Origin of the sequence: Amycolatopsis ultiminotia (assembly GCF_039536925.1) — a bacterium.
GTDB lineage: Bacteria > Actinomycetota > Actinomycetes > Mycobacteriales > Pseudonocardiaceae > Amycolatopsis > Amycolatopsis ultiminotia.
Map to the genome: position 1 here is coordinate 288,578 of NZ_BAAAZN010000007.1, position 18,648 is coordinate 307,225.

An 18,648-nucleotide genomic window follows, 5' to 3' on the forward strand; every position below is an offset into this window, starting at 1 on the left:
CCGCAGCCGTCATTCCACAGCAGCGCCGGGCGCTGGGGCCTCGATGCCGAGAAGAAGTGGGCGCAGCGGGTTCGGCATCCGTCGCTGCACGAGCCGGCCCAGCACGCCGGCGAGCGTCGGCACGAGCAACAAGGCGGCGACCGCACCGATCGCCAGCCCGGCCAGGACGTCGAGCGGATAGTGCATCCCGGCGTACACCCGCGCGAAGGCAAGGAATACGGCGACCGCGCACGCGATTAGGCCCCAGCCGCGCGCGAACACGAGAACGCCCACCGCCAGTGCCGCGCCGAGGGCGGCGTGATCGCTGGGGAAGGAGTTGTCCGCCGAGTGGCTCAGCAGCACGGTGACGCCGTGCAGGGCCAGGAACGGGCGAGCCTCCTGATGCAGCGCGGCGAAAAGCTGGTTCAGGCCCAGCGACACGAGGGTCGCGACCCCGGTCAGCACCGCCGCCGCGAGCGCGCGTGCGGCGTCGCCACGGCCGCGGCGGGTCCACCACGCCAAAGCCAGCAGGAGCACGAGAATCACCGGACCGCCCCACAACGCGAAGGCGGCCATGAACGGATGTGCCCACCCGGTGCGAGCAGCCAGCTGATTGATGTCCCAGAACAGGGCGAGATTCCACGGCACGGCTTGGGTGGTCCTTCCGGCGGCAGGCGGAGACAGCACAGACCCGTGATCTTACAGCTTGTAAGATCACGAGCGCGAAGGCGCCGTACCGGCTGTCAGCCGAGCACTGCGCCGGCGACCCGCAGGAACGCGATCGTGGCGTCCGCCAGGACCGCGATGCCCGCGCCGAGCACTGCCAAAGTGGGCAGGAGCGAAAGCGGGCGCGTCACGGTAGGAGCGCTTCGGAGCGCGCGGACGCGGCCGTGGACTCCGCGGTCGCTGAACGCGAGCGCCGGCGGGGCGGGACGGACAGCGGCCAGCGCCGCCCGGGCCAGCGACCGCGCGGCGAGCTCACGGTCGGCCACCGCGGTCGCGGCGTCTTCGTCAGCCCAGCGTTCCAGCTGAAACGTGATTTGGTCGCGCAGGCGGATCAGGACCGGATTGATCGCGACCGCGACGGCCGCCACCGCCTGATAGCGATGGTGCCGGTGCGCGAGATGCGCGCGCTCGTGGGCCAGCAGCACCCGGCGCTCCTCGGCATCGAGCGCCCGCAGCATGCCGTCGGAGACCACGATCCGGCCAGGCTGGCCGATGGCGCCTGTGACCGCGTAGGCGTGCGGACTGGGATCGGTGAACACCACCAGTTCACCCCGCGCGCCGGCGACGACGCCGTTCATCACCCTCCGCAGCCGCCCGCGGCGGTACAACGCACTGGCCACCCGCACCACGATCACAGCGAGCAGCACGGCCGCGATCAGGCCGGCGATCCGCGGCACCGGGTCCAGCCGACGCAACTGGGCCGCCGAGAGCGGCGAGTGCTCGAGAATCTCCCCGAGATGGCTCAACCCCGCGCCAGCGACCATCACCAATCCCCACAGAGTCCCCGCGCCGACCGCGGTCGCCACCGCGCAAAGAAGGCGCACCGCAGCAGGCGGTGCCAACCGCCTGCCTGCCAGCGGAAGGCCGCGCACCGCCAGCACCGGCAGCAGCAAGGCCAGATACACGTCGACCCTCACAGCCGGCCGCCCTGAGAATGATCGCCGTCGTCGAGCATCGCGCGCAGCGCCGCCGCGTCCTCCGGCTCGAGGGTCGTGACGAACCTCTGCAACGCCGCCCCCCGGTCTCTGGCCTCGCGCAACGCCACGTTCATCCGTTCGGCCGTGAGTTCGGCATGCGCCCGCCGCGGCGAGTACACATGCCCCCGCCCGGACGCCGCCCGCTCGGCCAGGCCCTTCTCGTGCAATCTGGTCAGCACGGTCAAAACCGTCTTGTAGGAGAGATCCGTCCCCACCGCCTCATGCACCGCCGCACCGGACAGCGGCGCCGGAGCAGCCCACAGCGCAGCCATCACTTCCGACTCCAGCGCGCCTGCCGCGCGCCGTGCCCGCGATCCTTCTCCGCCGGGCATGGTCCTCCTCAGTCTGTTCTCGCGGCACGACCCCCGCCTGCGCACCCGCTCGGCTCGCCGGCCGCGAGCACCACGAGGGTACCTGCCGGACGTCGCCGCCCGGCCACTGTCGTCGGCCCGGCAGAGCCGTCTCACGGCACCGCCCCGGGATTCGACCCGGCCCGGAACGCCCGGCGGCTCACCGCTTCCAGACGCCGGTGATCGGCCGGGCGGAAGCGGCTTCGCCGAGCGGCGCAAGGCCGTACATGTCTTCGATGGTGCGGAGAACGCTGTAGTGGTCGATCGGCTGGGCGCTGCGGGTCGTGCGCACCATCGGCCCGGAGAGGATCGTCGGGATCCGATTGGCAGGGGTCCCGGCGTCCTCGTCGAAGGTCACGATGAGGAGGCTGTTGTGCGCCTGCGCCCATCGGGCGTATCCGGACAGATTCTTGGCCGCCCAGCCGTCGCCCGCGGAAACCGGGCAATCGTGCATGTCGTGGCACAGGTCGGGGATCACGAACGACACCGTGGGCAGCGTCGAGAAGTCGGCGGGGAAATGCTGATAAGCCCGGTTCGCGCTGGAGGGCACGTTGCTGAAATCGGGCACGGGGTTGTGTTTGCGACAGTAGGCTCCGTCAGCCGAGGAACACCCGGCGAATCCGTCGCCCGGCATGCTTTCCGCGTAGCCGGCGAACCGGAATCCGGCGTCGAGCAACTGGCGGGCCAGGTTGGGCCGCGCGCCGAGGGATTGCGGGCAGGAATCGTCGGCGACGCCCTGCGGCGAGCCGGAGAACAACGCCACGTAGTTCGGCTGGCTGGGATGCGCGATGCCGTGCGAATCGGACAGGCTCGCCCCCGCTCCCGCGAGCGAGGTGAGATAAGGGGCGTCGGTCGACCCGTTGACCTCGGTCTCCCCCTCGTTCTCGAAGATCGCCACGACGACGTGGTCCGGCCGGGGAACGCTTCCCGGAGCGGTGGCGGCCGGAGCCGGGTGCGCTTGTGGGTACGGCGTCGGTCCGGCCGAGGCGCATCCGGCGAGCAGCAACAGCGCAGCCGCCCGGCCCGCCCTTTTCCCGCAATGCACCGGCACCCCGCACTCCTCCCGGACCTGGCGCCCGCCGCGCGGTCACGCGGACCACACAAGCATAACTTCTACAATAATGTAGAAGTGTTGACCGTCAGGAATCGAGCCCATGCCCCCTCTCGCCGCGCCCGGCCGCCTCCTTCCCGCATTCCCGGCAGCGGGAACTCGATCACGCCTAGCCGGAGGGGACGCCTTCGACGCGCGCCCGCGGAGTCGCTCGTGAGCCGCCCGTACCCGCCCGGCGAGCCGCCGCAATGGCCCCGCGGGCGCGGCCCGGTGCCGCCCGGCCGGCCCGCCGCTCCGAGGCAGCCCGCCCGGCCCCCGTACCGTCCGGAACCGGAACTGCTCACGCATCGGCTGCCCGCCCCGCCCCCGGTTCCAGCCGCCCAGTCCAGGGCGCCCGGCCCACGCACCGCAGGAACCGCACGGCCGCGAGCGCCGAGGAAGAAGCTCTGGCGCCGTATCCGGCGCGGCCTCTACGTCCTGGCCGGCGTGTGCCTGCTCGGCCCGGTCATCGCCTTCGTCGTCGCCTACCAGTTCGTGCAGGTGCCCGATCCGACAACGCTCGCGGCCGCGCTCAACCAGCCGGTCACGCTGTACTACGCGGACGGCTCGGTGATGTACACCAAGACCGGAGTCGCCGGCAATCGCCAGCTGGCCACCTGGGACCAGATCCCGCAGTCGATGAAGAACGCGCAGATGGCCGCCGAGGACGAGACCTTCATGACCAACTCGGGCTTCGACCTCAACGCGATCGTGCGCACGGTCTGGAACCGGCTGAACGGCGGCACCGGCGGCGGCTCCACCATCGGCCAGGAGTACGTCAAGAAGGCCACCGGCAACGACCAGCCGACGCTCACCCGCAAGATGGCCGAAATGGTCGAGTCCTACAAGATGACGAACACCTATTCCAAACAGGACATCCTGACCGCCTACCTGAACACCGTCTACTTCGGACGCGGCGCGTACGGGATCAAGGCCGCGGCCAAGGCGTTCTACGGGGAAGACGTCAGCAAGCTCACCAACGAACAGGCCGCGCTGCTAGCCGGAATGGTCCAACTGCCCTCCTACGCCAACAACACCGCCTACGAGCAACAGCGCTACCGCTACGTGCTGGGGCGGATGCTGGCCAATCATTGGCTCAGCCAAGCGGAATACAGCTCGGCCGCCTTTCCGGCGCCGGTCGCCGAGACGAGCGCCGGTTCTGGCCCGGCCCTTTCCCCCACCCGCCAGTACATCGTCGCCGCGGTGTTCGCCGAGCTGGCCAAGAAGGGCCTCCCGGAACAGGCGTTGTCCCGGTCCAGAGCCAAGATCTACACCTCGATCCAGCCCCCGGCGCAGACCGACGCCGAACAAGCGGTCGCGAAGATCACCTCGGCCGACCGTGGCTATCCGCACGAGGGCGCCGCGCTGGTATCGATCGACCCGTCCACCGGCGGGATCGTGGCGTATTACGGAGGAGACGGCTCCACCTCCTACGATCTGGCCAGGACCCCGCAACAGCCAGGTTCCTCGTTCAAGCCCTACGTCCTCGCCGCCGGCCTGCGCACCGACCCGGGCCGCGTCGGGCTGAACACCGTCTACGACGGCAGCGACAACCAGACCATCGACGGACAGCTGGTGCACAACTCCGACGGCGAGGGCGCCAGCCGGATCACCGTCAAGGACGCCATGACCAAGTCCGTCAACACCGTCTTCTACCGCATGGGCGCGCAGGCCGGAGTGAACAACGTGCGGCAAGCCGCCTGGGACGCGGGGATTCCGAAGCAGATCACGTCCTCGCTGGGCTCCACTTTCGACTCGCTTCAGCAAGACGACCCGGCCACCGGCAACGGAAACGGCACCACCCAATTGGGGATCTCGATCGGGCAGTACCCGGTCCGGCCGATCGACCAGGCGCAGGGCTACGCCACCTTCGCGAACGACGGCAAGTATCTCCCCGCGCACCTGGTCACCAAGGTCACCGACGGGACCGGCAACCAGCTCTACCGATTCGACACGGCAGCCACCCCCGCATTCAGCACCGACCCGACCGCCAACGCCACGATCGCCCGCACCGTCACCGCGTCGATGACCGACGTCGCCTCCTCGTCCGGCGACGGCTTGCGGAGCGGCAGGCCGAACGCGGCCAAAACGGGAACGGCCCAGTTCAACAACAGCGGGCACAACTCGGAAGCCTGGACGGTCGGCTACACCCCGCAAATCGTCACCGCCGTCTGGTTCGGCAACACCCAGCAGCCCGCACCGATCTACGGCAACTACCACAACGGCATCGGCTCCAACCACGGCTACGACGTCTACGGACGCGAAGAACCCGGCTACATCTGGCAGGACTTCATGAACGCCTACCTCGCCGGCCAGCCCGTGCGCGACTTCCCGCCCGCCCCGGCGAGCGCCGTCGCCCCGGCTACGCCCGACAACCCGCCACCGACCACCTCGAACCAAGCCGCGCCGACTACGTCCGCGACCGCCCAGACAACCGCACCCTCCACTACGACCGCGCCGACCACGTCCGACCGGCCGACGAGTTCGCAACCCACCTCCGCGTGCGGCCGCAGCTGCCCGACCACCACACCCAGCCGCCGACACCACGGGCCGGGTCCGGGCGGCGGGTAGCTCCGCGTCCACAGGCGGACGGGTGGACGCTCGGCAGTCCGGCGGCAGCCGCGCTTGCACCGCGGAAGAGGCATGGGGATCGGGATCTACGGCGCAAGCGTGTCCCTGTCCGGTGCCGACGAAGTGATCGACAGTTTGCCACACAAGGAGAAAACCCTGCTGTCACGCAAGTTTCAGGATGGCCAGGATCTCTCGGGCGGACAATGGCAGCGTCTCGGCGTCGCACGCGGCATCTACCGCGATGCCGCTGTTCTGGTGGCGGACGAGCCGACCGCAGCCCTCGACGCTAAGGCCGAGGCCCGCGTCTTCGACGGCCTGCGCAATGCGAGCCTGACCGGCGACGGCAGCCGGACGACGATCCTCGTCACCCACCGCCTCGCCAACGTCCGCTCTGCGGACCGGATCGTCGTGCTCGACCGCGGTCGCATCGTAGAACAAGGCACGCATGACGAACTGCAGGCGGCCGGCGGACTGTACGAGATTAAGGCCGCTGCCTACCGCGACGCCGCCGGGGCCTGAGCCGCCGCCGCCTTCCGAAGCGACCCGGACAGCAACGGAATCATGGCGAGCAAGACGTAGGCGAGGCTCATCGCGAGGATGACAGCGCCGATACTCGCTCCGGCCATGACCGCGCCAGCTGCCGCGCCGCCCAGGGGGAAGCCCAATGAAGAAATCGCAGTGCGCGCGCCCATCACTTGCCCACGCAGGTTTTCCGGGATCAGCCGCTGGACGAGCGACCTTTCGACGACGTAATAAGGACCCCACAGGAAAGACGCCACACCGACCAGGACGACGGCCACTGCCACATTGCCAGTGAGCGCCAGAAGTCCGAAGAACGGTGCTCCACCGCCGACCGCCAGCGCGATCTTGACGCCCGGGCGAAGGTTACGGAACAGCGCCTGACCGAAGACGACGCCGAGCAGCGCTCCGCCACCGGTCACGCCGACGAGCAATCCGTAAGCGCCCGATCCAGCCTGCAATCCGTTACGGCTGAAGACCGGGTAGAAAACCTCGACCATGCCGTTGAGAAAAAGGAACCCGACCGTCGTGAGGGTGAGGGTAAGGACGGCGGGCAGCCGGAACAGCGCACCGGTGCCGAGCCACTTCTTGATGAAACCGGCCGGGTGTTCGACCGACGTTTTCGGGATGTGCGGAAGGCGGAAGCAGATCACGCTCATCAGGCCGAAGGACAGCGCATCGACGATCAACGCCGGCGACGCCCCGGACCAAGCGACGATCAGACCGGAAACCGGCGGCCCCACAATGTAGGCCAGCTCCCAGTTGGCGCTCAGGAGAGCGTTGGCGGGTTCCAGGTCGGCATCCTCGACCAACCGCGGCACCAGCGCGCCTTCGGCGACTTCGGTGACGGCCGACAGCGCAGCGCAGCAGGCCGCGATCGAGCAGATGACCGGCACGCTCAGCAGGCGGACGGACGCCAGCACGGGCAGAAGAGCGACGAGTCCTCCGCGCAGTGCGTTGTCCCAGCCGAGCAACACTCGCGCCTGGAACCGGTCCAGCAGCCGCCCGGCAACGGGCGCGCTGAAGATTCGCGGGAGGCCGAAGCACAGCAGGACGACGCCGAGTTCGGCCGGTCCGGCGACGGTGAGTACCAGCCAGGACAGGGCCAGGGTGGTGAACGCGTCGCCGGCCCGTGAGATCAGCATGCCCAGCCAGAATCTGCGGAAAACCGGGTTCCGACGGACGACCGCCAGGTCATGGATCAGCTTGCGCACGGCGTTCCCTCCTCTGCGGCCGCGCAGGAAGCAACCGCGTCGACTATGCGGGTGTACCCGGTGCAACGGCAGATGTTTCCCGCCAGCGCCTCTCGAGCGGCTTCCCGCTCGTCGCCAGACTCGCGGGGCTGCGACAAGTGGGCCCGGGCAGCGACGATCATCCCGGGGGTACAGAAGCCGCACTGTGCCGCACCCTTGTCTGCGAAATGGTCCAGCAGCTCGTCGCCGCTTTCCGCGAGCCCTTCGATGGTCGTGATCCGGCGACCGCCGGTCGTCGCAGCGAGGACGATGCACGACAATGCAGCCCGTCCGTCGAGCAGGACAAGTGCACCCTCCACAGTGGCCGCTTCCGCACGGGGATTTCGTGCCCGTCAAACCCATTTCCCGCAGCCAGGTGACCAGGCTCCGGCCGTCGTCCGGCAGTTCACGCAGTGTTCCGTTGACGTCCGCCTTCGTCATCGGCTGCTCTCCCCTCGCACTGGACGATCAGGCGGCGCACCAGCGCCGCGACCACGGCCCGCCGATGGCAAGCGTCCGACGCCTCCTCGTCCACGGTCAATTCCGCGGCAGCCTGCGCAGCCGCCTCAGCCGGGCTTTCCCCTGCCAGCCAACACTTTTCCGCCGACCGCAGCCTCGTCGGCACCGCGCCGGGCATGCCTACGGCGACAGCCGCGCTGTCCGCCGTGCGGCGCACCGCCACGCTGGCGATGTTCGGTCCCCCGGCCGCGCGCACAGCTACTTTCCCGAATGCCGCCGCGCCCCCCGGCGTCCAATTCAACGACAATAGCAGAAAATTGTGATTGATAAATAAATCGGCCAGCGGGATTCGCTGCATCCGGTGGCGCGATCGGAGGTGCCACCACAAGTGCGACGCCGTCGCCAGCGTGCTGCGCCGTCCGCGTCAGCAGCTTCTTGTCCGAAGCTGCGCGCAGCTGTGGGGTGTCCGGAGCGAGCGCGAAGTGGCCTGGCGAACCCGCCCACGCTGACCAACGACCACTCCCCCGCTGACCCCGCCACAACTCGACCGTCCCCAACGTCAACAACCCATCCACGATCGGCGGCCAAATCGCCGCAGTCGACATATCCGCACCAAACCTCAGCGCGAACTCCCGACCATGCCAATACGACGCATACGCCGCACCCAACGCCACCAACCCAGTCGCGCCGCACTCGACCCAGTGATTTCCCAGCTCCTTCGCTTGGCCAACCTCGAGTTGGCCAGCAAACCGCGCATATCAGCTAGAAACCAACAGCGCCACTGTCCGCTCTGCTTCCTCGCCGGACACGGCGACAACTTCCGCCAGGCGGCCCGATCGCCGCCATCGGCGAAGGACGCGACGACCGTAGTTGTGCGTCCCCGCCACCCGATCCAGCTCCGCCCCGCTCGGCGACCGCCCCACGGAGGACTGCTCTGTGTAGTGAATCCACATCCGCTGCTCCGCGGTCAACGCACCATCCCCGCCGAGACCATCCGAGACCACGCCACGATCCACCGACTCCGTCTCGCCCTCCCCGCCATCCAGAGCCGCCTCGGTCTCGTCTCGCTCGGACACGATCTCGGAGCAAGTCTCGACCGACTGCTGCTTCAACGCCCGGTTCAACAGCTCCACCGCGAACAACAACGCCACCGGCGGACACGCAGCCACCACCACCTGCAACGGACTCTCCACCGGAGCCGACCCGACATTCGCCAGCAACGACAACCCGATCCCGAACACAAACGCCGACCACGCCACCCACCGGCCGCGTTCCCGACCCACCCTCCGGCTTTTCCACAACTCGACAGTCGCGATCGTCAACAACCCGTCGACCAGCAACGGCCAGATCGACGCTGTCGACATATCCGCACCAAACCTCAGCGCAAACTCCCGACCGTGCCGATACGACGCATACGCCGCACCCACCGCCACCAAACCCGTACACGCGCACTGCACCCACAGAGCAAGCTTCGGAGCAACCCGATTCCTGATCTCCTCCATCACCGCACCACCCCAGCCACTCGCGCCAGCGGCCGGAAATACCGTCTGCCGAAGACCACCGAACCGGCCAGCACAACCCGGCATGTGCGAGCCCGAGGGGAGCCCGAGAGTGCAGAACCACGACAACAAACCGCGACACCCTCCGACACCAGCGGCACGCTCACGCTGAGGGAAACAGCACTGGCCGGCATCACTCGGCACCGCCTGACAGATGATCAAGACGACTCTTAACCAGCGGGTTCGGGGTTCGAGTCCCTGATGGCGCACCCTCACTCTCCCCAGGTTATCGGAAACGTTAACCTGGGGTTTTTGGTTTTCTGGAGGGGTTTCTTCCGGCTCTGGACTGTCCATTGTGGTCGTTGGCGAGCCCGAGACTTCGCGCCGACTGCCGCGGAATGATCTCCGCCGTCGCCTCCGCAGCCGCGAACGCCTGTACCGTGTCAAAACTAGCGATTCAGTCCCGTGACCTGCGATTTTGTGATCGATTCAGGCTGCTCGGCGGTATTCGTTAATCACGACCGGCGACCACCACGTCGCAGTCGACCGGACACTCGGCCGCGCTGGGTCGAGCGGAGGCGGCAGTGGATGGCGTGGTCATGGTTGTACCTCCAAGGGATCGAGCGGCCAGGTCGTCAGGACCCGGCCTGCTTGTCTGACCGGCGGGCGGTCTCGATCAACCGCTGGATGATCGGGCGAGCCACGTTCATCGCCAGCCGAAGCGAGGCGTCGTCCTCGGGGGAGAGCGTGCCCAGCAGCTCCGCCAGCCGGTCCCGGCGATCGCGGAGACGAGTGGCCACCGGGGTGCGACCGGCGTCGCTGAGCGCGATGAGCGACGCCCGCCCGTCGTGCGGGTCCTTGACTCGCCGGACCAGCCCCTGCCGCTCCAGACGCTGCACCAACTGGCTCCTTGAGGGCTGGCTGGTGCCCTCCACCGCCGCCAGCTCCGTCAGCGTTCCGTGGTCGGCCAGATGCCGGATCATCAGGCGGACGACTTCGTCGAAAGCCTCCGTGACGTCATCCCGACCCTGGTCGTGCTCTCTCATCCACCACGATTTTATATCATGATATTATGCAAAACGTTCACGAACTTGACGGCGTTTGCCTGTTGCGTCACCATAGATTCTGGTCAAACTTAGAGTTTCTCTCCCGAGCGACCTCGCCCAAACCCCCTCGTCAACGACGAGAGTACATTCGCTCGTTATTTACTAGTTCTTGCTCTCCGGAACCATGAGATCGCTCTCGCCGTTGCGGAGCGGAACATGGCGAGCGACGGTCTTCTCGTCCACACCGGCCAACCCCGCCGCCGAGTGCGCACACCGGGGCAGCTCGAACGCTCGCAGAATCTCCACGGCATCCCTGCCGAACTTGGTCTCCAGCGGGCGAAGTCTGAGTCAGTGCGACACGGCGAAGTCGGCCCAGAGCGTCCTGGCGGCGCGGCGCGAGGCCGGAGTGGGGACGACGGGCGGCACTTCCCGGGGCTGCGGTCTCCCACACCTCGTCGGGACTTGCAGCCGGCCTGCCCCGTCGCGGAGCGCAGCTTCGGGGAACCACACGTCCGTCAGCCCTGCTACGCGATACGGACCACCTCCAGCAGGCGGTCTGCTTCGTCGCCCACGGCATCCGGCTGACCGGACGGCGCAGCCGAGCACGCCGGCGATTCGTACAGGCAGATCACCTGGTGCCGGGCAGCCTGATTGTCACGGTGCGCTAAAGCTTGGGCTCAGACCGTTAACATGGATACGCTAGGAAGCGATTCATCAACGGACATATCGGGATGCGCTCGCGGCGCAGCACGCTTGACTCGAGGGGAACTCATGGCGCAGTCCTTGTTCAGCACAACTGAACGAGGGAACGGCCAGATAAGCGCCAAATTGCACCATCCGCCTGCGCTGTTCTACGCGCTGGTACACAACGACGTGCCAGTGGCGACCGACCTGCGCATCGAGAACCACACCGGCACCGACCTCGGACCGGTCGAAGTGAGCGTCCAGTTGACCGGCCCGGGTGGCCCGCTGTCGGAGGTCTGGAGCAGGCGCGCGCGAACGCTGCCCAGTTCCGGGGCATTGTGGTGGGACGACTTCCGAGATCTGGTGCCCGACGCTGCGGCCCTCCGCGCGGCCGACGAGGCGTTTCCCGTCACCTACCGGGTGACCGTCCGAGCCGAGGGAGCGGCCGAACTTGCTTATTCCGCCCCGTCCCGGGCACTAGCGCACAATGAGTGGCTCAACTCCCCCAGCGTGTACGAGTCGATCGCCGCGTTTGTTCAGCCCAATGCCGACTCCGTCGCCCACATACTGCGCGTTGCGGCGGGCCTGCTCGAACGGGACACCGGCTCGGGATCCATTCAGGGCTACCAGGCCGACCCCAAACGGGTCACCCACATCGGTGCCGCGATCTACGAAGCCCTGCGCGGCGAGGCGATCGCGTACGTTTCGCTGCCTGCATCATTTGAAGAAACCGGGCAAAAGGTGCGAACCACCGCGTCTGTGCTCCGCGATCGCTTGGGCAACTGCATCGATCTTGCCGTGACCTACGCGGCGTGTCTGGAGGCCGCGAGCCTTCACCCCCTGATCTGGTTCGTCGAGGGTCATGCATTCGCGGGGTTCTTCCTGCACGACGACCGTCTGCCCGAATCGGTGGCGCTCGATGCGAACCAGCTGGTGAACATCGTCGAATCCGGTGCGACACTCCCGGTCGAGCTCACCAGCATCGGAGCGGGAAGTGGAATCTTTACTTTCGCCCAGGCCGTCGAGACGGCCATCGGGCACCTCCGCGGCGGCTCCGAACTCCTTGGCATGGTGGATGTGCACCTGGCTCGCAAGTCAGGCATCCGCGCCATGCCGTCGTCGGACACGGCCATGCCGGACGTCGCCATCGAGTCGTCCGCGCCGCGGACACCCCAAAGCATTACGGAGCTTCCCACGGCACTGGTCAGGGCGGGCGTCTTTGACGAGGACGAGAACCTCGAGATCCGCGCCGCCGACGATGGGGTGCCGCCACGCATCCACGCATGGCGGCGGGCACTGCTCGATCTCAGCCTACGAAACCCGCTGCTTAAACTGCCGCGGACTGGAAAGGGCCTCGACCTGCACGTGCCCGGCGGGGCATTGGCCGAGCTCGACGACCTGATTCACGACAACAAGGCCATCCGGATCGTCGCGCAGGACCTGGTCAGCGGCGTCCACCGGCTCAAAGGCATCCGCCGCGCCCAGGACCTGGATCCCGCCGCGCTGGCCGACGAGCTGCGCACGGACAAGCGCATCTACGGTGCGGTCACCGAGGCCAGTTACGTCAGCAAGATGCGGGCGCTCCAGCGGGACGCGCGCACTCTAGAACAGGAAACCGGCAGCAACTACCTGTATCTGACGCTGGGCGCCCTGGTGCACGCGACGCCCAGCGGCGAAGGCCGGGCTCCGTTGTTCTTGGTCCCCGTCCGCATCGAGGGTGGCACCGGACGCAAGCCTTACTCGGTCGTTGTCGACGGTGACGAGACGGCCGCACCCAACTGGTGCCTGATCCAATGGCTCAAGGTCAAGCACAATGTACGGATACCGGAGCTCGAGCACCCGATCACCGACGAGTCGGGCATCGACATCAACAGATCCCTCGCCGCGATCCGCAAGAACCTGGTCGAAAACAACCTCGACCACCGGATCGATGAGTCGGCTAGCCTGCGGTTGCTGCAGTTCTCGACGTTCCAGATGTGGCGTGACCTCACCCAACATTGGCAGACGATCCTGGGCAATCCGGTCGTCGAGCACCTGGTGAACAACCCTGGCGAACCGTTCATGGACCCAGCGGGGACCGACAACCTCCGCGTCGACGAAACGGAACTGCAGCTGCCGATTCCTGCCGACGGCTCGCAGATGCGAGCGATCGCGATGGCCGAGCAGGGCCGGTCGTTCGTGCTCGAAGGCCCACCCGGCACCGGTAAGTCGCAAACGATCACCAACCTGATCGCACACGCAATCCGCAGTGGCAAGACGGTTTTGTTCGTCGCCGAGAAGCAGGCGGCTCTGGATGTCGTCAAGCGGCGCCTGGGCAAGGTGGGCCTGGAGCACTTCTGCCTCGACCTGCACGGTCGTAAGCAATCAGTCCGCAGCATCCGGCAGCAGCTCAAGGATGCGCACGAGCAGCACGCCCGCGCCGAAGACCACGGGTGGCGGGCGCTGGAGGCACGCTACCGGGCCGAGATCACCACGCTGCGTGGTTACCCGGACCAGTTGCACAACCCGAACGCCGCCGGCTACTCGTTCTGGTCGGCATACCAGACCGCGCTCGCCCATGACGCCGGCGTAACCGCGCCGGTTCCGGCGAGTTTCTTCTCCTTGCCTGAGGATGTCCGCGCCACCGCGACCCGCGCGGCGGCCGAACTCCCCACCGCCGCGAAGTCGGCACAGCTCCGCCCGGAACACCCCTGGTCGCTCAGCACGCGCCGGGACATGAGGGGGCTCGACACCGACGCGGTGGCCCAGGTGGCCGAGCAGCTCGAATCCGCCAGGGCCGCGTTCGCGCAGTTCCCGCCCGCGTTGCATACCGCGATCGAGGGGCTGCCCGATCCGACGGAGCTCGGGGCAGCGCTCGCCTGTGCGCACCTCGCCGGATCCGGCCGCTTGCCGGGCGAGGCCGAGGTCGCGTCCGCCCGCCGCCCGGACTGGGACGCGAACGCGGTCGCACTGGGCACGGCGATCGACGAGTTCCACGCCGCACATCAACCGGCGCTGGCGGCTTTCCGCCCCGAAACGTTTGTGCACCCGGAATTCGAGGACTGGTCGGCCGCGGCCGTCGCATCGAGGAAGGGACTGTTCGGCAAGAAGAAGCGCCGGGCAGCCTTGGCGGAGAGGATCCGGCCGTGTGCCCTGCCCGGCACCACAGTCGATGAGAGCACGGTGCTCGAGCACATCGCCGGCCTGGCCGCAGCACGACATGCCGCGGGCATGCTCAACGCCCAGATCAAGGCCTTCCCGCCGTTCGGTCTCAGAGCCGGCTGGCTGCCCACCCAACGCGACGCGAGGCAACAGTGGAACGCCGCCGTCCAGGCCGTCATAAGCTCGCGGGAGCTGCGCGCCAGTCATCCAGAGGTGTGGCGCGCCCTGCTGACCGCCGGCACCGCGACACCGGCCAACGAACTCCGTCAGTTCTGTCTCGTTTGGACACAATGGACCGAACTGCTCGCCATCACCGCCGAGTCCCGCCAGCGTTGGAGCGAGCAGGGCTGGGCGCCCGCGTGGCAGCGTGACGGCGCGGCGTGGCTCGCGGATCTGCGGTCCTTCGGGCTCCTGCCGGTTCAGCGGTGGGGCGCGCTGCTGGATCAGGCCGAACTCCTCGGCCATGCCGGGCTGACGGAGTTCCGGCAGCAACTGTTGCGCGGGGAATTCCGAAACGAGGAGCTCGAACTTTGTTTCTTGCGCGGGGTGGCTGCCGCAGCACTCGCCGAGCGAGCGCGCTCGCAGGGCCTGGAGTACTTCGACGGCGCGGCGCACGACCGTCACGTCGAGCAGTACCTGCGGCTCGGCGCCGACCTGAGGACCCACCTGCCGGCCCAGCTCGGCGCTGCCGTGGTGAACCGCAGGCCGCGAGACGGCGTCGGCCGACGCGACGAAGCAGGCGAGCTGATTCGGCGGCTGAACTCGCGCAAGGACCGGCTGTCGTTCCGGGAGGCGGTCAAAACCTACCCTCGCGCCGTCGCCGCGTTGACGCCCTGCTTCCTGATGAGCCCGGCATCGGTGGCGAACTTCCTCGAGCCTGGCGCGCTGACCTTCGATTTGGCGGTCTTCGACGAGGCTTCGCAGATCAGGGTGGCGCAAGCGGTCGGCGCGATGGGGCGGGCGCGGTCGGTGGTCGTGGTCGGCGACTCCAAGCAGATGCCGCCGACCAGCATCATGGATGCGAGCCACGATGGCGACGCGGAGGAGGACAGCTCAGTCGTCGAGGACCTCGACAGCATCCTCACCGAGAGCGTCGAGTCCGGACTCCCGCAGGAGTGGCTGTCGTGGCATTACCGCAGCACCGAAGAGTCGTTGATCGCGTTCTCCAATGACCGCTATTACGATGGCAAGCTGGCGACGCTGCCGGCGCCGGGCAGCGACCCGACGCTGGGCATCAGCTGGCGGCGGGTCGACGGCGCTTTCGATCGCGGTACCCGCGCCAGCCGGACGAACCGCGTCGAGGCCGAGGCGATCGTGGACGAGATCGCCGCCCTGTTGCAGGATCCCCGCACCGGGGCCCGCTCGATCGGGGTAGTCACCTTCAACGTGCAGCAGCGGGACCTGCTGCTGAACCTCCTCGAGGAGAGCACCGACAAGCGGATCCAGGCGGCGCTGGCGCGGCACGGCGGCGAAGCACTGTTCGTGAAAAACCTGGAGAACGTGCAGGGCGATGAGCGGGATGTCGTGTTCTTCTCACTCGCGTTCTCCAAAGACCCCGAGTCCGGCATCCTGCCGCTGAACTTCGGCCCGCTGAGCTTGACCGGCGGCGAGCGCCGACTGAACGTGGCGATCACCCGGGCGCGCAAGCAGGTCGTGCTGTACAGCTCGTTCGACCCCGCCGACGTCGACCTGTCCCGCACCAGGGCGGTCGGTACCAAGCACCTGCGCGCCTATCTGGAGATGGCCGCGCACGGGGCCGAGCGGACCATGTCATCGGCTTCGCAGCGCGAGCACCAGGTCGACCGCGTACTTGACGAAGTCGCGTCGGTACTGGAGTCGCGCGGCTTCGAGACACGCAAGCACCACGGCCTGTCCCACTTCACCGTCGACCTGGCGGTACGGCGGCCTGGATCGAGGCAATGGCAGGTGGCGGTGATGCTGGACGGGCCACAATGGAGTTCGCGGCCCACCGTCGCCGACCGCGAGGCGGCACCCCACTTGCTCGCCACCGTGATGGGCTGGCCGAGCGTGATCCGGCTGTGGCTGCCGGCCTGGCTCAACGACCGTGATGGTGTGCTGGCTCGGATCGGCGCCGCGTGTCCGGAGGTGGAGGAGGAACCCGAAGTCGCGGACGCCTTTGAAGACCTGTCCGCGCCCGCGGCCTACGAGGTGTCCGAATCGCCGGTCCGGGAGGAGACGCCCCAGCCGGTCTCTGTCACGCGGCTGGTGGATGACGACGTGCCCCTCCCAGCCGGGGCGGTGCGTGACGGCGACGGGCCGGCCGTCAGCGAGTTCGTGCCCTACCGGCCGACGATCATCGGCTCCCGGGAGGACTTCGACCGGGTGACAACGGACCGGCGGCTCCGGGAACTGCTGCAGGGCTCGTTCCTCGAGATCATCGCGGCCGAAGGCCCGATCGAGGAAGAACGTCTTATCCGGAAGGTGGTGCAACAGTTCGGGTTCGATCGGGTGCGCGCCGCCCGCCGCGCCGAGGCGATGCGCTACCGGCCGAAGGGCCTGGTCAAGCGCAGCAGCCGTTTCGGTACGTTCTACTGGCCCGGCCACCTCGACCCTGACACATGGACGGAGTACCGCCGGACACGGAATTCCGCTGAGCGTGCTTTCGATGAAATAGCCCCCGAGGAGATCGTCAACGCGATGCGCCAAGCCCTCGAAACGGGCGGAGGGGCTACCGGCGAGGGCCTGGAACGCGCAACGATGGAGCGGCTCGGCTATGGGCGCAAGACAGCCAACATCGAGCGCATTCTCGGCTGGGCCGTCGGCTACGGCGTCGCGTCGGGCAGCCTGCCCGCCCGCCTGACCGAGGACGCCGCCACGGTCCTCGACGACGAGCCAGCAGCACCCGTTCCGGCTCCGGAAGTCGGCGAGACCGGCACTGTGGTAACCGAGATCACGAGCTGGCTGGCGCCGCTTGACGATGCCGCCCTCGCTATCCTGAGCAACCGCTATTTCGCGGAGGAACCGCTCACGCTCAAGGAGGTCGGCGCCCAGTTCGGGCTCTCCTCCGCGCGCGCCAGGCAAATCGAGGCCGGGTCAAAGCACGCGCTGATGGCCCGACTGGCCCGCAGCACCCGTGTCAACGCGCTACTCGCAAGGCTCCGCGCGGATATTCAACCGGTCGCGGCGCTGTCGCGGCTCATCAACCGGCACCCGGAAATCGCCACAAAGGTCGAGCCGGTCGACGCTCCACTGTGGCTGGTGCTGGAAAAGTTCGACGACTTCTTCGAGGTCGTCGACGGCTGGGCCGTCGCGCCGAGTGTGCAGGCGGCCGCCGAGCAGACGGCGATGCTGCTGGCCGATCTGGCTGACGAGTACGGCATGGTCGAGTTGTCGCGCCTCGGGTCCATCGTGGACCGGTTCGGCATGGATTCCGCTGAGCTCGAAGCGTGGCTGGAGTGGTGCGACTACGAGGAGGTGCGCAAGCGAATTCTGACCCGAACCAGTTCGTTCGCCGACCGGGCCGCGGCCGTGCTCAGCCTCATCAGCGCTCCCCTCACCATCGACGAGCTGGGCACCGAGCTGGGGATGCACCGGCCACCTGCCGACGCGGCCCAGCAACTCGGAGCGGATTCTCGATTCACCCTGGCCGAGCGCGGCGAGTGGGCGCTGGCGACGTGGCGTTCCGAGGCAGACAACGACCTGGTCGCCGCGATCGGCGCCATCCTGGACGTCACTGGCAACATCCCGCTGGACGAGCTGATCGGCCGGATCCAGGCACGCGCCCGGGGTACCTCGGAGGCGGCCATCTCCGCGGCCGCGGCACAACACCCCTTCGAAACGCGTAGTGGGCGCGTTTGGCGCGGCACCAGGTCCCCGGCCGCACGCAAAACTCCCGAGGAGACCGGCCGGTTGTTCCGCAAGGACGGCGCCTGGCTGTTGCGGGTGCGGGTCACGCAGGATCATCTCCGCGGGGCGAGCGTCCCGATTCCGGTCGCCCTCGCGACCGCGATCGGTCTCGCACGCGACGACCAGGTCGAGTTCCACTCGCCGATCGGCCTGCGCGCCGTGCGCTGGTCGGGGCTGCAGCCCACCGGCCCGTCCGTGCGGCTCCTGCTGGAGCGGACCGGCACACCCATCGGCGCGCTGGTGTTCCTGCGGTTCGGCGACGACGGCAGATTCGACGTCGAGGTCCCCGGCCCGATGCCCGACGACCCGCCGCTCGCTCGCGCGCTGTGGTTTGCGGGCCGCTGGGAGGCAGCGACGCAGAACGCCGAGCGTGAGCTGGCAGCGGCCGTTCGGCTGTCGGGAGCAGTGGACCGGCGCACGCTGATCGCCACCTACCGGGGGCGTGGTGACGATGAGATCGTCGCGGCATTGGAGGAAGCATGGGCGGAGTGAACGAGCGAAGCTGTGA

13 protein-coding genes and 1 pseudogene are annotated in these 18,648 nt (G+C 68.1%); 3 read left to right on the forward strand and 11 right to left on the reverse strand.

What is annotated here, in order from left to right:
• Positions 1-9 precede the first annotated feature (9 nt).
• The 4 genes from ABD793_RS18685 to ABD793_RS18700 form a co-directional block, all read right to left on the reverse strand.
• Positions 10-627 (reverse strand): phosphatase PAP2 family protein, encoded by a 618-nt coding sequence (locus tag ABD793_RS18685; RefSeq protein WP_344861575.1) that lies wholly within the window; start codon positions 625-627, stop codon positions 10-12.
• A 95-nt stretch (positions 628-722) separates the two neighbouring features.
• A complete protein-coding gene (locus ABD793_RS18690; RefSeq protein WP_344861578.1) occupies positions 723-1,598 on the reverse strand; it encodes a M48 family metalloprotease in 876 nt (291 codons plus the stop codon).
• Positions 1,599-1,618: 20 nt separating this feature from the next.
• Complete coding sequence (locus ABD793_RS18695; RefSeq protein ID WP_344861580.1) at positions 1,619-2,014, reverse strand: BlaI/MecI/CopY family transcriptional regulator; 396 nt, start codon at positions 2,012-2,014, stop codon at positions 1,619-1,621.
• A 178-nt stretch (positions 2,015-2,192) separates the two neighbouring features.
• On the reverse strand, positions 2,193-3,083 hold the full coding sequence (locus tag ABD793_RS18700; RefSeq protein WP_344861582.1) for an alkaline phosphatase family protein: 891 nt from the start codon (positions 3,081-3,083) through the stop codon (positions 2,193-2,195).
• A gap of 213 nt (positions 3,084-3,296) precedes the next feature.
• Between ABD793_RS18700 and ABD793_RS18705 the strand changes: the two genes are divergently transcribed.
• Both ABD793_RS18705 and ABD793_RS18710 read left to right on the forward strand, forming a co-directional pair.
• On the forward strand, positions 3,297-5,693 hold the full coding sequence (locus ABD793_RS18705; RefSeq protein ID WP_344861584.1) for a transglycosylase domain-containing protein: 2,397 nt from the start codon (positions 3,297-3,299) through the stop codon (positions 5,691-5,693).
• Between the two features lie 72 nt (positions 5,694-5,765).
• Positions 5,766-6,212, forward strand: coding sequence for an ATP-binding cassette domain-containing protein (locus ABD793_RS18710; protein ID WP_344861586.1), 447 nt, complete (start codon positions 5,766-5,768; stop codon positions 6,210-6,212).
• On the opposite strand, the gene ABD793_RS18715 is transcribed toward ABD793_RS18710, so the two are convergent.
• The 7 genes and pseudogenes from ABD793_RS18715 to ABD793_RS18745 all read right to left on the reverse strand — a co-directional run bounded on the left by ABD793_RS18715 (position 6,188) and on the right by ABD793_RS18745 (position 10,754).
• Positions 6,188-7,426, reverse strand: a complete 1,239-nt coding sequence (locus ABD793_RS18715) for an MFS transporter (RefSeq protein ID WP_344861588.1) — start codon at positions 7,424-7,426, stop codon at positions 6,188-6,190. The two genes, ABD793_RS18710 and ABD793_RS18715, sit on opposite strands and share 25 nt — an antisense overlap.
• Positions 7,414-7,764 carry a (2Fe-2S)-binding protein gene (locus ABD793_RS18720; protein ID WP_344861590.1) on the reverse strand — a complete coding sequence of 117 codons (351 nt, stop codon included), beginning with the start codon at positions 7,762-7,764 and terminating at the stop codon, positions 7,414-7,416. Before ABD793_RS18720 ends, ABD793_RS18715 begins: the two co-directional genes overlap by 13 nt.
• An 86-nt stretch (positions 7,765-7,850) precedes the next feature.
• On the reverse strand, positions 7,851-8,261 hold the full coding sequence (locus ABD793_RS18725) for an FAD binding domain-containing protein (RefSeq protein WP_344861592.1): 411 nt from the start codon (positions 8,259-8,261) through the stop codon (positions 7,851-7,853).
• Positions 8,262-8,427: 166 nt separating this feature from the next.
• Positions 8,428-8,577: pseudogene (locus ABD793_RS18730) on the reverse strand (DUF2637 domain-containing protein); the annotation flags it as partial.
• 84 nt (positions 8,578-8,661) lie between these two features.
• The gene (locus tag ABD793_RS18735; RefSeq protein WP_344861790.1) at positions 8,662-9,405 is read right to left on the reverse strand and encodes a DUF2637 domain-containing protein; all 744 of its coding nucleotides are present in this window, start codon (positions 9,403-9,405) and stop codon (positions 8,662-8,664) included.
• 632 nt (positions 9,406-10,037) lie between these two features.
• Positions 10,038-10,448, reverse strand: a complete 411-nt coding sequence (locus ABD793_RS18740) for a MarR family winged helix-turn-helix transcriptional regulator (RefSeq protein WP_344861594.1) — start codon at positions 10,446-10,448, stop codon at positions 10,038-10,040.
• 162 nt (positions 10,449-10,610) lie between these two features.
• Positions 10,611-10,754: a hypothetical protein gene (locus ABD793_RS18745; RefSeq protein ID WP_344861596.1), complete on the reverse strand. Its 144-nt coding sequence runs from the start codon at positions 10,752-10,754 to the stop codon at positions 10,611-10,613.
• 465 nt (positions 10,755-11,219) lie between these two features.
• Between ABD793_RS18745 and ABD793_RS18750 the strand changes: the two genes are divergently transcribed.
• Positions 11,220-18,632 (forward strand): anti-phage protein ProA, encoded by a 7,413-nt coding sequence (locus tag ABD793_RS18750; protein ID WP_344861598.1) that lies wholly within the window; start codon positions 11,220-11,222, stop codon positions 18,630-18,632.
• Positions 18,633-18,648: the final 16 nt, after the last annotated feature.

Coding starts and splice junctions, on each gene's coding strand:
- ABD793_RS18695 (WP_344861580.1), bottom strand. CDS start 2,014: ATGCCCGGCGGAGAAGGATCGCGGGCACGGCGCGCGGCAGGCGCGCTG.
- ABD793_RS18710 (WP_344861586.1), top strand. CDS start 5,766: ATGGGGATCGGGATCTACGGCGCAAGCGTGTCCCTGTCCGGTGCCGAC.
- ABD793_RS18725 (WP_344861592.1), bottom strand. CDS start 8,261: ATGCAGCGAATCCCGCTGGCCGATTTATTTATCAATCACAATTTTCTG.
- ABD793_RS18735 (WP_344861790.1), bottom strand. CDS start 9,405: ATGGAGGAGATCAGGAATCGGGTTGCTCCGAAGCTTGCTCTGTGGGTG.
- ABD793_RS18740 (WP_344861594.1), bottom strand. CDS start 10,448: ATGAGAGAGCACGACCAGGGTCGGGATGACGTCACGGAGGCTTTCGAC.
- ABD793_RS18750 (WP_344861598.1), top strand. CDS start 11,220: ATGGCGCAGTCCTTGTTCAGCACAACTGAACGAGGGAACGGCCAGATA.